Origin of the sequence: Sphingomonas sp. ID1715, from assembly GCF_013044515.1 — a bacterium.
Classification (GTDB): domain Bacteria; phylum Pseudomonadota; class Alphaproteobacteria; order Sphingomonadales; family Sphingomonadaceae; genus Sphingomonas_B.
This window is the reverse complement of sequence record NZ_JABEPR010000011.1, coordinates 14505-34680: the sequence shown is the minus strand read 5'-3', so window position 1 is coordinate 34680 and position 20176 is coordinate 14505. Positions and strand designations below refer to the sequence as shown.

At 60.5% G+C, this 20176-nt stretch carries 18 protein-coding genes and 1 pseudogene; 18 read left to right on the top strand and 1 reads right to left on the bottom strand.

The annotated features are described in order from the left end of the window. Positions 1-32: 32 nt before the first annotated feature. The 13 genes and pseudogenes from HJG53_RS17045 to HJG53_RS16990 all read left to right on the top strand — a co-directional run bounded on the left by HJG53_RS17045 (position 33) and on the right by HJG53_RS16990 (position 13189). Positions 33-320 (top strand): WGR domain-containing protein, encoded by a 288-nt coding sequence (locus HJG53_RS17045; protein ID WP_171132465.1) that lies wholly within the window; start codon positions 33-35, stop codon positions 318-320. 170 nt (positions 321-490) lie between these two features. Next, complete coding sequence (locus HJG53_RS17040) at positions 491-1483, top strand: replication initiator protein A (RefSeq protein WP_171132463.1); 993 nt, start codon at positions 491-493, stop codon at positions 1481-1483. 405 nt (positions 1484-1888) lie between these two features. Next, positions 1889-2695, top strand: a complete 807-nt coding sequence (locus tag HJG53_RS17035) for a helix-turn-helix domain-containing protein (protein WP_254447850.1) — start codon at positions 1889-1891, stop codon at positions 2693-2695. Positions 2696-2954: 259 nt separating this feature from the next. After that, the gene (parA, locus tag HJG53_RS17030; RefSeq protein ID WP_171132459.1) at positions 2955-3608 is read left to right on the top strand and encodes a ParA family partition ATPase; all 654 of its coding nucleotides are present in this window, start codon (positions 2955-2957) and stop codon (positions 3606-3608) included. Then, complete coding sequence (locus tag HJG53_RS18910) at positions 3605-3868, top strand: ribbon-helix-helix domain-containing protein (protein ID WP_254447849.1); 264 nt, start codon at positions 3605-3607, stop codon at positions 3866-3868. The genes parA and HJG53_RS18910 overlap by 4 nt, the downstream gene beginning before the upstream one ends. A 402-nt stretch (positions 3869-4270) precedes the next feature. After that, a complete protein-coding gene (locus HJG53_RS19225) occupies positions 4271-5458 on the top strand; it encodes a sugar transferase (RefSeq protein ID WP_217352921.1) in 1188 nt (395 codons plus the stop codon). Positions 5459-5541: 83 nt separating this feature from the next. After that, on the top strand, positions 5542-6801 hold the full coding sequence (locus HJG53_RS17020; protein ID WP_368039599.1) for a nucleotide sugar dehydrogenase: 1260 nt from the start codon (positions 5542-5544) through the stop codon (positions 6799-6801). A 5-nt stretch (positions 6802-6806) separates the two neighbouring features. Further along, on the top strand, positions 6807-7874 hold the full coding sequence (locus HJG53_RS17015) for a Gfo/Idh/MocA family protein (protein WP_171132455.1): 1068 nt from the start codon (positions 6807-6809) through the stop codon (positions 7872-7874). Continuing rightward, positions 7871-8329: pseudogene (locus HJG53_RS17010) on the top strand (acyltransferase); the annotation flags it as partial. The gene HJG53_RS17015 and the pseudogene HJG53_RS17010, both read left to right, overlap by 4 nt. Before the next feature lie 91 nt (positions 8330-8420). Continuing rightward, the gene (locus tag HJG53_RS17005; protein ID WP_217352920.1) at positions 8421-9548 is read left to right on the top strand and encodes a DegT/DnrJ/EryC1/StrS aminotransferase family protein; all 1128 of its coding nucleotides are present in this window, start codon (positions 8421-8423) and stop codon (positions 9546-9548) included. A 59-nt stretch (positions 9549-9607) separates the two neighbouring features. Beyond that, entirely contained in the window at positions 9608-10996 is a 1389-nt protein-coding gene (locus HJG53_RS17000) for an oligosaccharide flippase family protein (RefSeq protein ID WP_171132450.1), read from the top strand. A 93-nt stretch (positions 10997-11089) separates the two neighbouring features. After that, a complete protein-coding gene (locus tag HJG53_RS16995) occupies positions 11090-12301 on the top strand; it encodes an O-antigen ligase (RefSeq protein WP_171132448.1) in 1212 nt (403 codons plus the stop codon). 24 nt (positions 12302-12325) lie between these two features. Beyond that, complete coding sequence (locus HJG53_RS16990) at positions 12326-13189, top strand: glycosyltransferase family 2 protein (protein ID WP_171132446.1); 864 nt, start codon at positions 12326-12328, stop codon at positions 13187-13189. Between the two features lie 3 nt (positions 13190-13192). Here the strand turns inward: HJG53_RS16990 and HJG53_RS16985 are convergent, their stop codons facing one another. Then, the gene (locus HJG53_RS16985) at positions 13193-15277 is read right to left on the bottom strand and encodes a hypothetical protein (protein ID WP_171132444.1); all 2085 of its coding nucleotides are present in this window, start codon (positions 15275-15277) and stop codon (positions 13193-13195) included. 194 nt (positions 15278-15471) lie between these two features. Here HJG53_RS16985 and HJG53_RS16980 point away from each other — a divergent pair, with 194 nt between their 5' ends. The 5 genes from HJG53_RS16980 to HJG53_RS16960 are packed head-to-tail and all read left to right on the top strand — an operon-like array spanning position 15472 to position 20173. After that, positions 15472-16626, top strand: coding sequence for an N-acetyl sugar amidotransferase (locus HJG53_RS16980; RefSeq protein WP_171132442.1), 1155 nt, complete (start codon positions 15472-15474; stop codon positions 16624-16626). After that, on the top strand, positions 16623-17240 hold the full coding sequence (hisH, locus tag HJG53_RS16975; RefSeq protein WP_171132440.1) for an imidazole glycerol phosphate synthase subunit HisH: 618 nt from the start codon (positions 16623-16625) through the stop codon (positions 17238-17240). The genes HJG53_RS16980 and hisH overlap by 4 nt, the downstream gene beginning before the upstream one ends. 3 nt (positions 17241-17243) lie before the next feature. Next, on the top strand, positions 17244-18020 hold the full coding sequence (locus HJG53_RS16970; RefSeq protein WP_171132438.1) for an AglZ/HisF2 family acetamidino modification protein: 777 nt from the start codon (positions 17244-17246) through the stop codon (positions 18018-18020). 15 nt (positions 18021-18035) lie between these two features. After that, positions 18036-19076, top strand: coding sequence for a polysaccharide biosynthesis protein (locus tag HJG53_RS16965; RefSeq protein ID WP_171132436.1), 1041 nt, complete (start codon positions 18036-18038; stop codon positions 19074-19076). Then, a complete protein-coding gene (locus HJG53_RS16960) occupies positions 19073-20173 on the top strand; it encodes an NAD-dependent epimerase/dehydratase family protein (RefSeq protein WP_171132434.1) in 1101 nt (366 codons plus the stop codon). The genes HJG53_RS16965 and HJG53_RS16960 overlap by 4 nt, the downstream gene beginning before the upstream one ends. Positions 20174-20176: the final 3 nt, after the last annotated feature.

The window sequence follows — 20176 nt, the reverse complement described above, 5'->3', positions numbered from 1 at the left end:
ACATCTGCACGGCTGTTGCTTAGCGTCGGGGTATGGATGCCGCCCCGCCCGATCGACCAATCGAGCTGTTCGCGATCGATGCGGCTCGCAACATCCGTCGTCGCTACCGGATTTCGGTCGATCGAGACCTGTTCGGCGGCTGGGTGGTGGAAACGGCTTGGGGCCGCATTGGTGCAGCGGGAGCGTGTGCGCGGCATCTGTTCGAAGACCAAGCTGCAGCAGCCCGGTTCGTTCATCGCACGCTTGCGCGTCGAGCTTCTTCGCCGCGGCGGATTGGGGTTGCCTATCGCCGTGCGGGGGATGTCACACCGCCTCATTAATCCAACTCGTCGACACGTCGACAACTAGAGCTCCCGACATGTAGTCATTTGGCTTAGCGCGCTTTTCATTTCCTACTCGAAAGCACGAACTTCACGCGGAAAAGGCGCCCTTCCCCCCTCTGGAGCCGTCTGGACTGCCCATTCTTCGTGCTTTCGAGTAGGAAATCGTCATGCCCCGATCAGCGCCTCGCTCCACCCCTGCTCCTCGCCCCAAGGACAAGCCGGCAGCCAAGACATCGCAGGGCGAGCTGTTCCGGCTCGACAGCCCGTTGCTCGGCGAGGTGCGTGGCGAGCGGTCGCTGATGGCGTTTCCGTTCTTCGCGCTGGCCAAGAATGCCTGGATGAAGCCGCTCACCTACAATAGCGGCGCCGTCTCGATCGAAGTTCGGCCTAGCGCCAATGGCGTGGCGACCATCTACGACAAGGAAATCGTGCTCTATATCGCGAGCCTGATGGCCTCGAAGCTCGAGGCGGGCGAGCAGGTCGCGCAGGACTTCGTCTTCACCGCGCACGACCTGTTCTCGGTCACCGGCAGCAATCATTCCGCGCGCTCTTACGGGCGCCTGTCCGAAGCGCTGGAGCGGCTGCAAGGCACGCAGATCAAGACCAATATCGAAGCGGGCGGCGAAGGCGAGGAAGGGTTTTTCTCCTGGCTCTCCGAGGCGCGGCTGCACTACACCAAGACGCGGACTGGCGAGCGCCGGCTGAAGGCGGTCAAGGTACGCCTATGCGACTGGCTGTTTCGCGCGATCCTGCTCGATCGTCATGTGCTTGACTATGCCCATGCCTATTTCCAGCTTGGGCCCATTGAACGGCGGATCTACGAAGTCGCGCGCTCGACCTGCGAGGAGGACCGGCTGGAGATCGATCTTGCCACCTTCCGGCTGCAGATCGGCTACCAGAACCCCCTGCCCAACTTCCGCGCGGCGCTGAAGCAGATCGCCGCCGCCGATGCGATCCCGGACTACCGGCTGGACCTGATCGAGACGGTCGAAGGCGAGGCCGATACGGGCAAGGGCAGGACCGGGCGGGGGCGCAAGGCCAATCCCGTACGCGTCGTGATCACGCGGCGGCCGCCCGAGCTCGAGGCTGGCGACGGCACGGCCGACTCGGGCGAATCAGAACCGGCGAGATCGGCGCCGAAAGTGCGATCGGCCGCCTGATTCCTACTCAAAAGCACGAACTTTCGAGCGAATTCCTACTCGAAAGCACGAATGGAACGGGCTTTAATATCCGAAAGCACGAACTTTTTTCGGCCTAAATACTCGAAAGCACGAACCGTGAACGCTTTCCTACATCGGCGTTCCCTGCGACATTCGGAGCCGCGCCGCGCATGGGCCGGCGTGCAGGTAAGGAAGCGGCTGTGACCAGATAAAGGAAAGCCCGGCGCGAAGGCCGGGCATCCCAGGGATTTGATGGAGCGACGTTTGGCGACGTCGATCCGGGGTCATCCAAGCTCTGAGGAAGACCCCCTCCTGATACTCCCAAACGAACATCGGTTCAAGGATGCGTGTTTCGCGCCACGGATCATTTTTGTCTCCGGTCCCAGCCCCATGAGGGGATGGACGATGACGGCTTATACCCTGAGCCAGGCGACGGCGCTGGCGCTGAAGGGCATTCGAGTGCGCGGGCCCCAGCGGAGTGGCGCCGTGCACCGCACAGGCGCGCCGGTGCTGCGTGGCAGCCTTGAAGCGGGAACGTTCGAGGAAGGTTTCTTTGCCGTGCCCGCCAAGGGCGAGACCGACCGCCTGCTGCGGATGGCACGCGCTGCTGTCGATGCGGGACGGCGGTTGAAGCGGCTCGCACGAACTGAAGGACGCGAGCTGTCAGCCGCGGAACGGGCGCTTGCGGCGCTCACCGCCGGTGCAGTTCGCGTCTATGAGGAGATCTGCACGCTTGCCCGGCTGAACGGGGGGCGCGTGTTTCCGACCTATGATTATCTGGCGGAAGCGACTGCGCTCGGGCGCGCTACGGTGGCCCGCGCCCTTCATCTGCTCGAGGCGGCCGGGTTCCTGATCCGCCAGCGCCGCTGCAAGCGGGTCACCGCCGAGGGGCCGGGCCCGCGTTACGAGCAGACGTCCAACGCCTACCGCCCCACCCTGCCCGAACGCCTGCTCGGCCTCTTGCCGCGCTGGCTCCGCCCTGCTCCCCTGCCAGCCGATGCAGTGCAGCGACTGGCAGACCGCGTCGAGGAGCTGGCGGCGATGCACGGGGGCCTGTCCTGCCGGGAGCTCGCCGAGACAACGGTGGGCGGAGAGCTTGGCCGGCTGTTGGCGCGGCTCGGCGCGCGCATCGACGCTGCCGAGCGTGAGTCTCAAAACCATCCGCAACCGCTACTGAAATCTTATAACAACGGGACAATTGCGTCGGCCTAGTCGGCCGACAAGCACGGCCTGACGGCCAGAACAACAGGACCGCCCAAACAACAAAGCGAGAATCGAAACCCGGCCCACCGCCCAAGCGTCGCCTTCGGCGCCGCAATGCTCCCCAATGGGAGCAAGCGATTTCGGCCGCATCCTTATCATCGAGAACGGCATCTGCGACCTGTCGCTTGCTATCGACACGTAGAGGCCTCGAACCTTATGCACGCATACATGTTGCATTGTCGGCGTGTAGACAGGTAGAAGAGCCGTCATGCCGACGATCGCGATTATCAGTCAAAAAGGTGGGGCGGGGAAAACCACGCTCGCCCTTCATCTTGCCGCCGCCGCTCAGGACGCAGGCCGCGTCGCGCTGGTGATCGACACCGACCCGCAGGCGACCGCCAGCCAATGGGCGGCGTGGCGCCAGGATGCGCCGCCGGAGGTGATCGACAGCCCGCCGCCCCGGCTTGCCGCCAAAGCGGCCCAGGCAGCAGGGCAGGGGGCGGAGCTGATCGTCATCGACACGCCGCCCCATGCCGACAGCGCGGCCCGTGCAGCCGTCGAGATCGCCGACCTGGTGCTGATCCCGTGCCGCCCGAGCGCTTTCGACCTGGCCGCGATCCAGCTGTCGGCCAAGCTCGTCCAACTGCTGAAGAAGCCCGCGTTCGTGGTCTTCACCGCCGGCCCGCCCAACGCCCCGCGCATCTACCAGGAAGCAGGCGAGCTGGTGAACAGCTTCGGCGTGCCGCCATGCCCCATCCTGCTGCCCGACCGCGCCGCCTATCGCCACGCCTCGGCCGAGGGACGCACCGTCATCGAGCTAGAGCCCAGCGGCAAGGCTGCCACTGAAGTTCAACAGCTCTACAAGTGGACGTGTCGACAACTCGACGTTCCGCAACCCCGCAAGAGAAAGGTCGCCGCATGAGCGCCAGGTCAAAATTCGGGAACCTAAAGAGTGCAGTGCCGGTAGCATCAACCGCAGCACCGCAATCTGGGGCAGGGGAGGGCGGCAAAGGCCCTGCGAGCCGCCAAGGCCGCAAGCAGATCGCCGGCTTCTTCAGCCCGGAGATGTCACTCAGCCTCCACATGTTGGCCCGCCGCCAAGGCCGCAGCCTTCAGGCATTGATGACCGAAGCTTTCGACGACGTGCTTAGGAAGTACGGCGAGAGCCCGGTCGGAGAGTGACGCGTGAGGTTGCCGGAGTTTGGGACGAGCCGCTCCGAAGTCGTTAGATATTGTCGATTAGAGGCGCTCCTGCTAGGCGGCGGCCCCGCGGGTAAGGGGCCGTGGCCAGAGATCACCGGCTATTGTTAAATCGTCGCGGACACTCTCCGCTATGTTCTCTTGGGCTCCCGCTCGATCGAACGACAACTCAAGGCGCTAAAATCGAGAAGGACGAGTGGTGCCGAACTGCAGCGACTGGTCTGAAGGAAGGACATTGGCGCTGTTCGGTGTTGCTGGAACTGGCGATTGGGCCACCAGGTACGTGATTTGATGACTGGTAGTCTTCTTTCAAGGCATAGTCACTGGCATCGATTACGATGGCAGTTTTTCTGGGGGCTGGTAGCTCTTTCAATCGCTCCACTCGTGCGACTAGCGATCGTAGGGCCCGATAGTGTCGGAGAGGGAATTACAGCAACGATCAACGCTATGTGGGGCGGTGGTGTCGCAATCCTCCTAGGCATCCTGTTGATCCGAAACGTAGGGCGCTATCCCGGCGTCGAAAAAGCCGCGTCCATCATTCCCGGCTTTTCGGTGTCTTTCGGTATATTGGTCGTGGTGCTGTTGATGCTTCGGCTAGATTATAGCCGTTGGGTGCTCGCCGGCTCGTACATTTCCGCGATTGTCATATTTTATATCGGCTACTCTGGAGTGTTCGGCCGAAAGAGGCTGAAGGTCGGGGTTCTTGCCCTAGAAGACCACTTAGATGAGCCGCTTGATGTCGCCGGCGTCGAATGGCTCACCCTGTGCGATCCAGACCATGATGTTCTGGGCCTGGAAGCGGTTGCCGTCGATCTACGGCGGGATTTGCCGATCGAATGGGAGAGGCGGATCGCCGATTTCGCCCTGGCTGGCGTGCCGGTTTACCAACGCAAGCATTTAATTGAATCGCTGACCGGGCGCGTCGAGCTCGAGCATCTTTCGGAAACGAGCTTCGGAACCTTGTCTCCGCCAAGCGCCTACATGGTCCCCAAGCATATTGTTGATTTCGTCACTTCAGTCCTCGCTTTGGTGTTGCTCGCACCCTTGCTTGTCATCGTAGCCGTGCTCATTCGAATTGACTCGCCAGGGCCTTCGATTTTCAGTCAGCAACGGGTCGGCTTCCGAGGGCAGCCCTTCACAGTTTACAAGTTCCGGACGATGAGAAACCGTCACGAAGCCGATAAAGGAGGCTTGGACGCCGCGATAACACGCGAAAATGATGATCGAATTACCCGCCTCGGTAGATTTCTGCGTAGAACGAGAATCGACGAGCTTCCGCAGATAATCAATATCGTGAAACGCGAAATGAGCTGGATTGGACCGCGGCCAGAAGCCGCCGTTCTGTCCAGTTGGTATGAGTCCGAAATCCCGTTCTACCGATATCGGCATATCGTGCGACCTGGGATTACTGGATGGGCACAGGTCATGCAGGGGCATGTCGCTGATGTGGAGCAGGTTCGTAGCAAACTCTACTATGATTTTTACTATATCAAGAACTACTCACTTTGGATTGATATTCTGATTGTTGTCAGAACGATCAAGACGATGTTTTCTGGGAACGGCGCCAAATAGGCGGATTGATTCCAGGTTTTACATAACGCGGAGGATTTGTGTTCCGGACTGGTTTGATCGAGAGATTTGAGAACAAGACAGCGGTGATCGGTATTGTGGGTCTCGGCTATGTGGGGCTGCCGCTCGCCCTGCGCTTCTCGGATGTCGGCTATCCGGTTCTGGGTTTCGACATTCACGCCGGCAAGGTCGCGCGGCTGAACGACGGCGAGACGCTGATCGAGCATATCCCATCCTCCGCCATCGCGGCCGCACGCACACGCGGCTTCAGCGCTACCACCGATTTTTCGCGGGTGGGGGAGGCGGACGCCTTGATCCTCTGCGTCCCGACACCACTGACGAAGCACCGGGAGCCCGATCTTTCCTTCGTTCTCGATACGCTCAACTCGTTGCTGCCATATCTGCGGCCTGGGCAGGTCGTTTCGCTGGAGAGCACCACTTATCCCGGCACCACAGACGAGGAGCTCGGCCCACGGATTGAACGGGCCGGACACAAGATCGGCGAGGACATTTTCCTCGTCTACTCGCCAGAGCGCGAGGATCCGGGCAACCCGGATTTCACTACCAATACGATTCCGAAGATCGTTGGCGGCAGCACGCCGGCATGCCTCGATGTCGGGCTCGCGCTTTACGTCCACGTCATCGATCGCCTGGTGCCGGTCAGTTCCACGCGCGCGGCCGAGCTCACCAAGCTGCTCGAGAACATCCACCGCGCCGTCAATATCGGCCTCGTCAATGAAATGAAGATCGTCGCCGACAAGCTCGACATCGACATTCACGAGGTGATCGCCGCCGCTGCGACCAAGCCGTTTGGCTTCACCGCCTATCAGCCGGGGCCGGGCTTGGGTGGGCACTGCATCCCGATCGACCCGTTCTATCTCACTTGGAAGGCACGCGAATACGGCGTCCACACCCGCTTCATCGAGCTCGCCGGCGAAGTTAACTCGGCCATGCCCGACTATGTGATGATGAAGCTTGCCAGCGCGCTCAACGACCGCATGAAGCCACTCAAGGGCAGCAAGATCCTGGTGCTCGGAATTGCCTACAAGAAGAATGTCGACGACATGCGGGAATCTCCCTCTGTGATCCTGATGGAAAAGCTCCGCGATGCCGGCGCCGAAGTGAGCTATTCCGACCCGCACGTGCCCGTTTTCCCGGAAACGCGCGAGCACCACTTCGATCTATCGAGCGTCACTCTCACCGAGCAGAATGTGGGCGAGTTCGATTGCATCCTGCTCGCGACCGACCATGATCGCTTCGATTATGAGCTAATCTCGAAGCACGCGTCTCTGGTCGTCGACAGCCGGGGGCGGCTGCCGGCTGCCGCCAATGTCGTGAAAGCCTGACCACAATGACCGCTTCTTCTTCGCCCGTCACGGGGCGCAAGGTTCGTTTTGCCCTGGTCGGCTGCGGACGCATATCGAAGAACCATCTCGGCGCACTCGCCACCCACGCCGATGATGCCGAGCTGGTCGACGTCTGCGACGTCAACCCCGCCGCCTTGCAGGCAGCCGTCGCCGAAACCGGCGCCACGGGGCATGCCACACTTGATGCGATGCTGGGCAGCACGACTGCCGACGCGGTGATCCTGACAACGCCCAGCGGCCTCCACCCATCCCAGGCGATTGCCGTCGCCCGCAGCGGCCGTCATATCGTGTCGGAAAAGCCGATGGCGACCCGCTGGTCCGATGGTTTGCGCATGGTGCGAGAATGCGACGAAGCGGGCGTGCAGCTGTTCGTCGTCAAGCAGAACCGGCGCAACGCCACCTTGCAGATGCTGAAGCGCGCAATCGAGGCCGAGCGCTTCGGCCGCATCTATCTCGTGGCATTGAACGTGTTCTGGCAGCGCCCCCAAGACTATTACGACGCTGCCAAATGGCGTGGCACCTGGGAGTTTGACGGCGGCGCGCTGATGAACCAGGCGAGCCATTATATCGACCTGCTCGACTGGCTGATCGGGCCGGTGGAAAGCGTCCAGGCCTATTCCGCGACGCTTGGCCGCAAGATCGAGGCGGAGGACACCGCTGTTGCGAGCCTGCGCTGGCGGTCGGGTGCGCTGGGCAGCCTTAGTGTGACGATGCTGACCTACCCTAAGAATCTCGAGGGCAGCATCACGATCCTCGGTGAGAAGGGCACAGCCCGTATCGGGGGCGTGGCGGTGAACGAAGTGCAGGAATGGCAGTTCGCAGAACCGCACCCCGATGACGAGATGATCAGGGAGGCCAGCTATCAGACGACGTCCGTCTACGGCTTCGGCCATCCGCTCTACTACCGGAACGTGATTGACGTGCTGCGCGGGCAGGCGGAGCCCGAAACCGATGGCCGCTCCGGTCTGAAGTCGCTGGAACTGCTGACCGCGATCTATCGGGCGGCCCGCGAGGGCAAGCGCGTCGCTCTACCGCTGGACCGCGGCGCGTGAGCATTCACGAAACGGCGATTGTCGACGCAGGGGCCGTCGTCGGAGCGGGAACCAGGATCTGGCATTGGACCCATGTCTGCGCCGGCGCCAGAATAGGTGCGGGATGCTCTCTGGGACAGAATGTGTTCGTCGCCAACGACGTCATCATCGGCGACAATGTGAAGATCCAGAACAATGTCTCGGTCTATGACGCGGTACGGCTGGAAGACGATGTCTTCTGCGGGCCCAGCATGGTGTTTACCAACGTCTACAACCCGCGCTCAGCCGTTTCGCGCAAGGACGAATATCGCCCGACGCTGGTCAAGCGCGGCGCCACATTGGGCGCGAACTGCACGATCGTCTGCGGCGTGACAATCGGCGAGCATGCGTTCATCGGCGCCGGCAGCGTGGTCAATCGCGATGTTGTGCCGTACGCGTTGATGGTAGGCGTCCCCGCCCGTCGCGCGGGATGGATGTGCCGCTGCGGCCTACGTCTGGCAGGTGAAGGCGAAGTGCGATGCGAATGCGGCCGCACCTACACAATCAACTCGGAAAGCTGCGTTGGACATGAGTGATAAAATCGAATTCATCGACCTGAAGGCGCAGTATCGCGCGCTCAAGCCATCCATCGACGCGCGCATCGCACAGGTGCTCGAGCATGGCCGCTACATCATGGGGCCGGAGATCGGCGAGCTTGAGGAGCGCCTAGCGGCCTATGTAGGTGTCAGGCACTGCATCGGCGTAGCCTCCGGCACGGAAGCGCTGCTGATCGCGCTGATGGCGCTCGGCATCGGCCCGGGCGACGAGGTGATCACCACCCCTTTCACCTTCGCGGCAACCGCAGAAGTGATTGTCCTGGTGGGCGCAACGCCAGTCTTTGTCGACATCGACCTGGCCGACTGCAACATCGATGCGAACCTGATCGAGGCGGCTATCACGCCGCGCACCAAGGCGATCATGCCGGTGTCGCTCTACGGTCAGTGCGCGGACATGGACGCGATCAACGCGATCGCCGCGCGTCATGGGGATATCCCGGTGATCGAGGACGCCGCCCAAAGCTTCGGCGCCACCTATAAGGGCCGGCGGAGCTGCGGCGTGTCGACCATCGGCTGCACCAGCTTTTTCCCAAGCAAGCCCTTGGGCTGCTACGGCGACGGCGGCGCGATCTTCACCGACGACGACGGCCTCGCCCAGGCGATGCGCGAGATCAGGGTTCACGGCCAGAGCAAGCGCTACCAGCATGATCGGGTCGGCGTTGGCGGTCGGCTCGACACCATACAGGCCGCCATTCTGTTGGCGAAGCTGGACACGTTCGACGAGGAGGTGGCGGCGCGGATCGCGATTGGCGACCGCTATCTTGAGTTGCTGCGCGAGGTGCCGGGTGTGACGCCGATCCGCGTGGTGCCCGATCGCACGTCGGTATGGGGACAATTCACGGTCTTGTCTCACAACCGCGATGCGGCTGTTGCCCTATTGGGAGAGCAGGGAGTGCCAACGGCAGTCCACTATCCGATACCGCTCGATCGCCAACCGGCGTACAAGGACGCTTGTCGTGTTTCAGGCAAGCTTGAGCATAGTTTGAAGGCAAGTCAGCAGGTGATGAGCCTGCCGATGCATCCGTATCTCACCGAGGACGCACAACGTGACATCATAGATGTTTTGGGAAAGGCGGGGATATCGGCGAGGGCAGCGTAATCGCCTTCACCGCGCCATATAAGAGGCGTTCCTGACGGGTGGCGAATAAGGCGTTTCGAATGGACCGGCATTGGGCGGGGGCGAAGTCGTACTTTGCGACGTTCCTGCGCCAAGGGGTCGTGCGCTCGATTGCCGTGCTGGTTGGAGGTACGGTCGCAGCCCACACGATCACCGCATTGTCGATGCCGATCAGCACGCGCTTGTTTACGCCTGCTGATTTCAGTGTCGCAGCCGCCTTTTCCAGTTTGGTCGGGATATTTTCGGCAGCAGCGTGCCTGCGCTTTGATATGGCGATCCCATTGCCAGAAGATGAAACCGAAGCAGCCGACCTGCTGGTCTTGTCGGTTCTCACTGCATTGGCGGTGGCGGTGGTCTTGGGCGTTACGATCGCGCTGCTCCCCCAATCGGTTTTTTCATTGCTGAAGCAGCCAGCGCTTGAGGGATGGCTTTGGTTGTTGCCCGTGGGAGTGACGATAGGCGGCACCTACCTGGCCCTTCAGATGTGGTTTGTCCGGCATAAGAGCTTTGCAGGTATCGCCAGCAGTCGGATTGCCCAATCGACCTCGGCGGCGGTTGGGCAGATTTCCCTCGGCCTCGCAGGCTATGCTCCGCTCGGCCTGATTGTAGGGCAGCTATTCAATTATGGTGCCGGCTCAGCTTGGCTGGGCTGCGCTGTGCTTATCAAGAATCGGGTGTCTCTACGGAGCGTGTCTCTGCGGGGCATTGCTCAGGCTGTCTCCAAATACCGCCGATTCCCGCTGTTTTCGACGTGGGAAGCGCTCGCCAATGCGGCGTCCATTCATGCTCCGATGCTTCTCATCGCCGCGCTGACTGATACGCCTGAGGCAGGCTATCTGACACTCGCCATCTTCCTGCTGCAGATGCCTATGGCTCTGGTGGGCAACGCCGTCGGCCAAATTTACATCTCCCAGGCGCCCGAGAGATTCCGCGAGGGGCAACTGGCAGATTATACCAGCGTCACGATCACGCACCTTGCACGTCTTTCCGCCGGGCCGCTGATGCTGATTGCGGTTTTGTCGCCAAGGATTTTCGGGCTTGTGTTTGGGCCAGGCTGGGACCGGGCAGGAACCCTGGCTGCATGGATGGCGCCATGGTTCTTCATGCAGCTGCTTGCGGTCCCGGTATCGACGGCCTTGCACATCGTCGGTCGGCAGCAAGCCGCGATGGTGCTTCAGATCGGAGGGCTGGTTCTCCGCTTGGCCGCAGTTGCACTGTCCCTTCTCGTCGCAATGGACATCGTCGCGGAAGCCTATGCTGTATCCGGCTTCGTGTTCTACGCAGTGTATCTGTTCGTCGTCGGTCGCAGTACGGGGATGCGATCTGCGGAAGTTATCGGCTCCATTGCTCGCTCGATCCCCTTTGCCTTGCTTGGCGGCCTGATGGCATGGGGGTTGTTGCTGGTCGCATCTCAGGTGTTTGATGTCTAATCAGGCTACGCTCTTCCACAGTGCTCGCTTGATCGCTTCAATCGATACACCAAGTGGTTCACTTATGATTAAAGGCTTTGAAAAGGTATTTCCATGGTGAGCGCGGATGCATCCACGCCTCCTTACACGAGCGGAGGCGCCAAATGGCTGTTGCTGGCCATCGTGGCTTATTCCTATCCGCTCGCAGCACTGTTCGGAGAAAGCGACGGTAGCCTTTCGCTTGTTGTCGTTCCCACGATCATTGCTTTGGCGATCAGCGCGCTCTGCGGCCTCGCGCTCTCCTCAATGTCCTTTAAGATATGGGTTATCACGATATCTGCCAGCATTCTGTTCTTCAACGGAGCCGTTTGGATCCTAAGCGAATTTGTCGATCCGCAGAAGATGCTGGTCTTCAATGGTGTGCTGTTTATATTCGGGTTTCTTTTAGCGCTATCCGTTGGCGCTCCACCAATTCTTGAGAACCTGGACCGGGCGTTAATGGCTTTGGGAGTGATCGCTCTCTTGGTTCTCCTGACGAACATCAATGAGTATGACGCGGGCCGCCTGACTTACGGCGACAGCAATCCGATCTGGATGGGCCGCCTGTTCGGCATGTCATGCGTGGCGGCGCTTTACGGATTGATCAGCGGGCGCGTCAGTCCTGCAGTCGCCATTACGCTGTTGCTGCCACTCTTTATCGCGATGACCGCAACGGGAAGTCGAGGGCCGGTATTTGCGTTCATATTAGCTGCCGGAGTAGCATTTTTGATAAACCCGATCCGGAACAAGTATCCGATCATGATAGCAGCTTTCTTTGCGCTCGCACTCATCGCTCTGTTCGTAGAGGTGACAGGAAAGTTTGGAGGCGTAAGAGGTCTTTCTTTCGGAGAGGCCGACGACGTAAGCTATTTCATACGCTTGAGTATGTTCGACTACACAAGATACCTGATATCGGAGTTTAACGAAGGAATAGGTGTTGGCGCATTCTCTTTCATGAACTTCACATACCCCCACAACATAGTACTCGAATTCCTAGCCGAGTGGGGTTGGGTGTCGGGGGGTGCATACATAGCCTTGTTTTTTGTGGGGGGGCTGGGGCTGTACTACACTGGCCCTAGGATGCAGCTCCTGCTCCTTTTGTTCATATTCGACTTCACGAACGCGTGCTTGTCAGGCGATATCACATCGCCGCGCCTCCTATATGGCCTGACTATCGTTGGGGTCGCTTGTATTTTGAGTGGCGTGCGCAACAGAAGCGGCCTTGCCAAGATCGTGGTGCCGGATGGCGCCCCGAGAAGATCCTTTATCGGTCGTCCAGCGGAGTAGGTTTTGGTTGCTATATCGGTCGTGATGGCGGTCTATAATGAAGAAGGCTTCATTCAAGACGCCATGGACAGCATTCTTGGGCAAACCGGGCCCGAGATCGAGCTTGTCGTCGTGGATGACCTGTCTACGGACGGTACGGTTCGCATCGTGGAGGAGCGGGCTGCGCGGGACCCCCGGGTACGGTTCTTCCGCGTTCCTGAGAAAGGGAAGGTGAGGGCATTCAACCTCGGCATATCGCAGGCGAGGGGGGAATGGGTCTGCCTTTTCGCCGGCGACGACCTGATGCCGCCGGGTTCGTTGAACGAGCGCTACGAGTCAGTAAAGGATCAGCCACTGGATGTGCCGGTGATCGGCACGTGCCGTCTGATCACCATGTCCGAAAATAGAAAGCTGGATGGCCAGATCGTGCCGAGAAATCCGAACAAACAGACCTATTCGGGTGTCTGCTTTCTGATGAACCGGCAAGCCGTGGCCCGCATGTGGCCGGTTCCGGAAGTCCTTCCCAACGAGGACACGTGGATGGAGTTGGCGGCTAGGTATCTCGGCATGAGATCCATCGTCAGCAGCACTATAGGGGCCAAGTGGCGCATCCACTCGGGCAACAGCATCAACATGCTCGTCCCTTATGAGGAGTTCAATCGCAAGCTGTCTGCGCGCATGATCGCGCCAGAGGTTTTCCTGGCACAACATCGTGACGAGCTGACTTCTGGTGCAGTACGGGCATTGAGGGCTCATGCTCGGTGCGAGCAGGCCCGCAAGCAAGGAAACATCCTCGGCATCCTCCGGAGCGGCGTGTCATTGGTGGATGCCTTGCGCGCGATCGCACTGTCCGGGCCGAAACTCTATGCCTTTCGACGCCGGGCTTATAAGCTGTTTTCTGGTTGGTGATCCTCAGGACAAGGCGATCAGCCGGCGCACATGTGCGGGGAGGATCGCCTTGTCCGCGGCGCGCACCCGCACCATTTCGACATCATCGGCGTTTGGAAACACCGCATAGCTGCCGGTGAACACGCAGTCGCTGAAGCGCAGTTTGCCGAGCGTCGGCCTTACAAACCCACCCGTCATCTCAATGCTGCTGAAGCGGGATGAGGATCGACCCGCAGGCTCGCTCGGGTCGTCATTCTCGATTGATCCTAGACGGCCGCCACTAACCGACATCGATGCGACGCCATGAGGCGAGTAGCGCAGATTGCCGCCGCCAAGGTTTGTGATCCGCACGCTTGCCGCACGTGTATCGCGGCTATCCGCTGCGGTGACGTAGACAGCGTAGCCGGTTTTGAAATTGATGGGACCGTCGACGATGATCTCGGTTGCGCGTTCTTCCTGCCTGCTGCTGTCCTTGAAAAGGATGACGCCTACCGGAAGGGAATTCCCCTTGAACGTCCACTCTCCCGATAAATTGACTCGGCCCCAGTTGCGGTGGGGAGCCGCAAGTGCGGCGAGATAGGCGATCCAGGTTGTGGGGGCATCGACGTCGATGCTGCCGCCCCTAATCGTCAAGCTGTCTGGAAGGAGGATCTTCCCACTGCCCGACCTTGGCGGACGTATCGGGCCGTTGGGGGAGCTGAAAGAAAAAAGATAATAATCTCCTTTCTCTCCTCTGGAAAATACATTTGAATCGAGGAGGGTTACGGCTCCGCCCAGGCTGGGGGTGTCGTCGCGAATGACCAGGAGTGCGCGTCCGTTCACCTGGCGCACATTACTGAGCAGGAGGTCGTGGCCGGCATATTGAACGGCCGCTCCGCCCTGGGCGCAGGCGATCAGGACATTTTCTATCCGCATCCGATCGCCCCAATGGTCGTCAATTGCGCAGGAATATTCTCCGCCACTGATATGGAGGTCTACATTGTGGCGGCCGGAGACTGCTTCCCGGCAATCCAGGATCCGGCCATGATTGATCCGACAACCGATTGTCGTGGCAAATAACAATCCATATCCGAGACCATTGGCAATATCGTTGGCGCCTTGAATCTTTGGCCGGTTGAAGGTGACGTCGGCGCAGTAACCGATCTCCACCATGACGGAGAGCGGTTGAGTCGGATCGTCGTTGCTGACGGTCAAGTCATCGAACGTTGCCCGATCTCGTTCACAAACGACGACGCCTCGATCTGCCAACGCGCCGCCCGGGGAGCCTGTGCGGCGAATGCGCAATCCCTCGACCCGGATCGGTAGGGAAGGCTCATGTGCCGTAACCATGACGGCCTTCGGATCATCGTACGAGCAAACCAGGGGAGTGCTGAACGAACCATCGGGGCCGCATCGTAGGAACTCCTGCTTGATATAAGGGTCGGATGCGCCGCCATCACGTTCAATCAGAACTTCCGTGGAGTTGATGAAAAGGTTTTTGTCAGCCGCGTTGTGGGCTCCGACTGCGCGGACGCCACGGCTCAAAGGGCGCCACCCATCCGTTTTGATGACTGTGCCGGCAAGGTCTCGTTCGAAGACGATCCGGAAGGAAGAGTTGTTCTTGGGGATCAGCAACGTGCCGTAACAACGGCCGCCGGTTCTAAGCGCGAGGGCCTGCGTCCCGTTCAAGGTATAAGTACCCTCCGGAATAACCCATTCGCGCCTCAGTTCGCGTGTTGCTCGTGCCCATTCATGGAAGGTCACATGATCGTCGGGAGTTCCGACAATGCCGCACATTTGTGGCGTGATGCGTTCTTCGGCCAACTCCCACCAGTGACCAAGCGCATCGCGGGTCCGAAAGCCTGTTTCCTCCAGTACATCGGAATAAACCGGAAGCCGCTCGTAAACAGCAGAACCGATCTTTGTAGCACTGTGACCTGAGGTACGTACCGTTTGGATATCCGCTGGAATTCTCCACCGTCGAAACTCGGTGAAGAGGCCAATGTGCAACGGAACTCCTGCCTTCAGGGTGCCGGAGGGGAGAAGGAGGCCGCTCACCAGGATGGTCAGAGCCGTTCGGCGATCGGCAACCTTCCGCATCAGGCCAGTTTCATCCGCTTGATCGGTCATTTGACTCAGGCCTGCTCAACAGGGCGCTTGGCCATGCTCGGCATAGTTTTCTCCAAGCACGACGCGCTAAAGCCAGCCTTGCCCGGGAGTTCCATGATATATTGCGAACCAGCAGGGTAGCCGCTTGCCCTCTTGGCGAACAGAGACCCGCCCGCTAACAGGCGGCCACATTCCTCCACTTTGGCATAATTTTCATGGCTGACAGCCTGGCTCTGACGCGCTCTTACCAGATTTGCGCCAACTGCATCATGGACACTTCGGATTCGGGTATCGTGTTCGACGAACGTGGCTGGTGCGACTATTGCAACAACTATCACGAGAACATCGTTCCGAACTGGCACCCGGACGAGCAGGGCGAGCGCGAGATCATGGCTCAGGTCGAGCAGATCAAGCGCGACGGAAGGGGGCGGGATCACGACTGCCTGATTGGCCTCAGCGGTGGCGTCGATAGCAGCTACGTCACTTACCTCGCCAAGGAGAAGTTCGGACTCCGCCCTTTGCTCTATCATGTTGACGCTGGCTGGAATTCCCAACAGGCAGTCAACAATATCGAGAAGCTGGTCGATGGCCTTAATCTCGATCTCTTCACCGAAGTGGTGGACTGGCCGGAGATGCGCGACCTTCAGCTCGCCTTCTTCAAGGCGAATGTTCCGCACCTCGACACACCGCAGGACCATGCCTTCTTCGCCGGCCTCTACAACTTCGCGGCAAAGCACAAGGTCAAGTATATCCTGACCGGCGCGAACTACTCGACCGAGTGTGTGCGTGAACCGCTCGAGTGGCATTACCACGCGTCCGACCTGCGGCAGCTGAAGGATATTCACCGCCGTTTCGGAACGCGTCCGCTGAAGAAATTCCCGCTTGCCGGCATCTTGCGCTTCAAGGTCTGGTACCGCTTTGCCAAAGGCGTCCGCGTCGTGAAGCCGCTCAATTACGTGCCCTATCGCAAGGAAGAGGCGATGCAGGAGCTGGTCGATCGTTTCGGCTGGCAGCGCTACGCGCACAAGCATTATGAATCGCGCTTTACCCGCTTCTACGAAAGCTACTGGTTGCCGACTAAGTTCGGGTACGACAAGCGCCGCGCGCATTTCTCCAGCCTTATCCTGACTGGTCAGATGACCCGTGCGGAGGCGCTCGAGAAGATTGCCGTGCCTGCCTACAATCCGGAAACGATTGCGGAGGATTTCGAGTATATCGCAACCAAGCTCGGCGTCACCGTAGCCGAACTCCGCGCCCTGCACGATGGGCCCAAGAAGACGTTTCGCGATTATAAGAACGACATGGCGATCATGGATGTGGGCGCGAAGGTGCTGCGCCTGGCCGGCGTGCAGCGAGCGATCATCCGTTGATCACGATTGTCGATTATGGGTTGGGGAACATCGGTGCGTTCCTCAACATGTACAAGCGGATGAACGTGGCCGCCAAGGCTGCGCGCACTGCCGATGAGCTTGCCGACGCCGAACGAATCGTGTTGCCCGGGGTCGGCGCGTTTGACCATGCGCTGGAGCTCCTCGACGCCTCTGGGATGCGGCCGTTGCTCGAGGAAAAGGTCGTCGGCGATAAAGTGCCGGTGGTCGGCGTCTGTGTCGGCATGCAGATCCTGGCCGATACGAGCGAGGAAGGGCAAGGGCGGGGGCTCGGCTGGATTCCGGGTGCTGTGCGGCATTTTCGGTCCATGCAAGTGCCCAACAGCCTGCCGCTGCCGCATATGGGCTGGAACGATGTTGAACCCCTTCCTGGGGATGCGGGCCTGTTTCGCGGCCTTGAGCGCGACGCCCGCTTCTATTTCCTCCACTCCTTTTATTACGAGTGCGCGGACCCCGCCGATCGGGTGGCTGTGGCGACCTATGGTGCACCCTTCGCCTGTGCGGTACGGCGAGGAAATGTCTGGGGCGTGCAGTTTCACCCAGAGAAGAGCCACCATTTCGGAGCGATGCTGCTCAAGAACTTCGCGGAGCTTTGAGCCGTGCTGCGCCCGCGCATCATTCCCTGCCTGCTGATCCATGAAGGCGGCCTGGTGAAAACCGTCGGCTTCAAGGACCCGAAGTATGTCGGGGATCCGATCAACGCAGTCAAAATCTTCAATGAAAAGGAAAGCGACGAACTCGTCGTGCTCGACATCGACGCGACCGTGAACGGCGCTGAGCCCGATTATGCCGTGATTGCCCATCTAGCGGCCGAATGCCGGATGCCGCTCTGTTATGGGGGCGGCGTGCGGACCGCGGCGCAGGCGAAGCGGATCATCGGTCTGGGCGTGGAGAAGGTTTCGATCAGCGCTGCGGCCGTGGAACGTCCCGAGCTGATTTCGGAAATTTCTGCGGAGGTCGGGCGACAAAGCATCGTTGTCGTGCTCGACGTGCGCAAGAAACGCTTCGGGGGGTATGAGCTGCGCACCCACAATGCGAGCCGCGCCCACAAGCTGGACCCGGTTGAATTCGCCCAGGAGGCGGCGCGGTTGGGCGCGGGAGAGATTGTGATCAACTCGATCGATCTCGATGGCGCGATGCGGGGTTACGACCTGAAGCTGGCCCGGCGGGTTCGCGAAGCTGTAGGAGTTCCCGTCACCTTCCTGGGGGGCGCGGGTTCGCTTGCCGATATCGAAGCGCTGATCCGGGAAGTCGGCGTTGTCGGCGCCGCGGCGGGCAGCCTGTTCGTTTTCAAGGGCAGTTACCGCGCGGTGCTGATCAACTATCCTTCTCCGGACACCAAGGAACAGATGGTGCGAGCTGCGCTCGCTGCCTGACCAGAGGACCATAGTATGTTCGACGATAAGACCCTGCTCATCACGGGCGGCACCGGATCGTTCGGTAATGCCGTGCTGCGCCGCTTCCTCAACTCCGGCTTGCGGGAAATCCGGATCTTCAGCCGGGACGAGAAGAAGCAGGACGATATGCGCAAGCTGTACAACAGCTCGCGGATCAAGTTTTATCTGGGCGATGTGCGCGACGAGCGCAGTGTCGAGCCGGCGATGCGCGGCGTCGACTATGTGTTTCACGCTGCCGCGCTCAAGCAGGTGCCGTCCTGCGAGTTCCATCCGATGCAGGCGGTGCGGACGAACGTGCTGGGCACCGAGAACGTCCTGGCGGCCGCCATTGCTGCCGGGGTGAAGCGCGTCGTCTGCCTATCGACCGACAAGGCAGTCTATCCGATCAACGCCATGGGCATCAGCAAGGCGATGATGGAAAAGGTGATGGTCGCCTCGTCGCGCAACCTGGAAGGGACGGGCACTGTCATCTGCGGCACGCGCTACGGCAATGTCATGGCCTCGCGTGGGTCGGTGATCCCCTTGTTCGTCGACCAGATGCTGGCGGGACGGCCGATCACCATCACCGACGGCGCCATGACGCGCTTCATGATGACGCTGGACGATGCGGTCGAGCTGGTTCTCTATGCCTTCAACAATGGCCGGAACGGCGACATCTTCGTCCAGAAGGCGCCGGCGGCAACCGTGGACACGCTGGTCGAGGCCCTGAAATCGCTGCTGAACCGGCCCGGTCACGAAGTTCGCGTGATCGGCACGCGCCATGGCGAAAAGCTCTTTGAGTCGCTGCTCAGCCGCGAGGAGCGCGCCGTCGCCGATGACATGGGCGACTATTTCCGCGTGCCCCCGGATGGGCGCGACCTGAACTACGATAAATTCTTCGATCAGGGCGAAGAGCGCCTCAGCCATGGCGAGGAGTATAACTCGCACAACACGCACCGCCTCGATGTCGAGGGCATGAAGGAACTGCTGCTAAAGCTTCCGCTCATCAACCGCGTGCTGAAGGGTGAGCCGATCTCGGAGGATGCCTACGCATGAGGGTGCTCGTAACCGGCGCGAACGGCTTTGTCGGGCGCAACCTTGTGGTGCGATTGAGCGAGGCCGGTCACGAAGCTCTGGGCCTTGGCCGCGATGATGGGGAGGAGGCTTGGGCTGGAGCCGTGCAGGCGGCCGATTTCGTCGTGCACCTGGCGGGCGTCAACCGGCCGACCGATCCATCTGAGTTCGAGAGCGGCAATGTCGGGCTGACCGATCGCCTGTGCACGCTGCTGGCCCAGGCGGGCCACGGGGCGCCCATTATCTACAGCTCCTCCATCCAGGCAGATCGCGACCAGCCCTACGGGCAGAGCAAGGCCGCGGCCGAGGCCGTGCTGCGTGCCCATGCCGATGCAACCGGGGCGACGGTGGCGATCTTTCGCCTGCCCAACGTGTTCGGAAAATGGGCACGGCCGGACTATAACTCGGCCGTGGCCACTTTCTGCCACCGCATCGCGCGCGGCGAGGCGATCGACATCCACGATCCGGCGGCGCCCGTGCGGCTTGTCTATGTCGACGATGTGATCGACGCCTTTCTCCGGCTGATCCAAGGCCCGTTCTCGACGGGTCAATATGAGGTCGAGCCTGAGTATCGGACGACGGTCGGCGAACTCGCCAACATCATCCGAAGCTTTCCCGAGAGCCGCGGCAGCCTGACCATGCCGCCCGTGGGCACGGGGCTGATCCGGGCCCTTTACTCGACCTATCTCAGCTATCTTCCGCCCGAACGGTTCGACTATCAGGTGCCGATCCACGCCGATCCGCGCGGCCGCTTCGTGGAGATGCTGAAGACCCGGGACAGCGGGCAGTTCTCCTATTTCACTGCAGGGCCGGGGATCACGCGGGGCGATCATTACCATCACAGCAAGGTCGAGAAGTTCCTGGTCATATCGGGCAAGGCGCATTTCGGCTTCCGTCACATCCAGACGGGCGAAGTGCACGAGATCGTGGTCGAGGGTCGCGAAGCTCGGATCGTCGAGACGATCCCTGGTTGGACGCACAACATCACGAACATCGGTGATGGCGAGCTGGTGGTGATGCTTTGGGCCAACGAGATCTTCGATCACGCGCGGCCCGACACTGTCGCCATGAAGGTCTGAATC